The 1,723-nt window shown below is 64.5% G+C and carries 1 pseudogene; it reads left to right on the top strand.

What is annotated here, in order from left to right:
* Positions 1–1,460, top strand: a pseudogene (locus R1101_RS28325) (NAD-glutamate dehydrogenase domain-containing protein); the annotation flags it as partial.
* Positions 1,461–1,723 lie beyond the last annotated feature (263 nt).

Here is a 1,723-nt window from a genome sequence, read left to right as displayed (position 1 = left end):
CTGGACGAGTACATCGCCGGAACCGCAACATACGATCTGGACCGAACGCTGCGCGGACTGCGGTCGTTCGTCGACGCCACGGTGCGCACCAACTGGTTCCAGAATGCCGGCACCAAACCGTACGCCTCGTTCAAAATTCGTCCGTCAGAGCTGTCCGTGACCGGCACAGTGACCCCGCTTCGCGAAATCTATGTCCACTCGCGGAAGATGGAAGGTGTCCACGTCCGAGCCGACCTCGTGGCACGAGGCGGACTACGGTTCTCCGATCGCCCCCAGGACTACCGCGTCGAAGTCCTGGACTTGTTGGCCACCCAGTCCGTCAAGAACGCACCTGTCGTCCCCGGTGGAGCGAAGGGCGCATTCGTGATCCGTCCAGGATCCGATATCGATCCGACCACGGCGTACACCATGTTCATTCGGGGTCTGCTGGATGTTGTCGACAACCTCGTGGAGGGAAAGGTGGTGACCCCACCCGACACAGTCGCCTACGACGAACCCGACACCTATCTCGTGGTGGCAGCCGACAAGGGCACCGCCCGGATGTCGGACATCGCCAACACGATTGCTGCCGAGTACGGATTCTGGCTCGGAGATGCCTTCGCTTCGGGAGGATCGACCGGCTACGACCACAAGGCGATGGGCATCACCGCGCGCGGTGCATGGGTCGCGGTGCGGCAGCGCTTTGCCGCACTGGGTCTCGACCTGGATACCGAGCCGTGCACCGTGGTGGGCATCGGCGACATGTCGGGGGATGTCTTCGGCAACGGTATGCTGCTCAGCGACCGGATCCGACTGGTAGCGGCATTCGACCATCGACACATCTTCCTGGACCCCGATCCCGATCCCACGGTCTCCCACGGTGAGCGCACCCGTCTCTTTGCACTGCCTCACTCGTCCTGGGCCGACTACGATCCGGGCTTGATCTCGGCAGGCGGGGGAGTGTGGTCCCGTGATGCGAAGGTTGTGTCCTTGTCCCCGGCCGCGCGTACGGTGCTCGGCATCGACGAAGAATCCCCGACCCCCGCCGACGTGATTCGGGCGATCCTGTGCGCCCCGTGGATCTGTTGTGGAACGGTGGCGTGGGAACGTATGTGAAGGCGACTTCCGAGTCTCATGCCGACGTGGGAGATCCGTCCAACGACCGGGTCCGCGTCGACGCACGGGACCTGCGTGCCCGAATGGTCGGGGAAGGCGGAAATCTGGGCATGACCCGCGCTGCACGGATCGAGTACGCCCACCATGGCGGTCGGTGCGACGGTGATTTCATCGACAATGCTGCGGGCGTTGCGACCTCGGATCTGGAAGTCAATATCAAGATCGCGGTCGACCGGGCGGTCGCGACCGGTTCTCTTCTGCCGGACGAACGCCACGAGTTGCTGGAAGTAGTGACCGACGATGTCGCCGACGCGGCGCTCACTACCTGCCTCGATCAGGCGTTGGCCCTGGAATGCGCCGAGAGCGCCGCCTCCGCACTGCTCGATCGGCATGAACGACTCATCGAGGACCTCGAGTTTCTCGGCCGGATCGACCGTGACCGCGACGGACTGCCGCACCCGAAGGACGTCCGTGAACGTGCCCGTGCCGGACGGGCAGAACAGTTTTCCACCGAACAGCAGCAACAAGGCCACCGCTGATCGGCTCGGCGGCATCCCGTCTCCGGCCATGCAGTGCGCGGCGATACCGAGGGCTCCGGGCAGTGAGCCCACGACGGCGCCGCGCATGG

The organism is Rhodococcus sp. R1101, assembly GCF_000278445.1.
Classification (GTDB): Bacteria; Actinomycetota; Actinomycetes; order Mycobacteriales; family Mycobacteriaceae; genus Rhodococcus; species Rhodococcus gordoniae.
The sequence above is the reverse complement of the archived record's forward strand: the minus strand, read 5'-3'. Positions and strand labels throughout refer to the sequence as shown.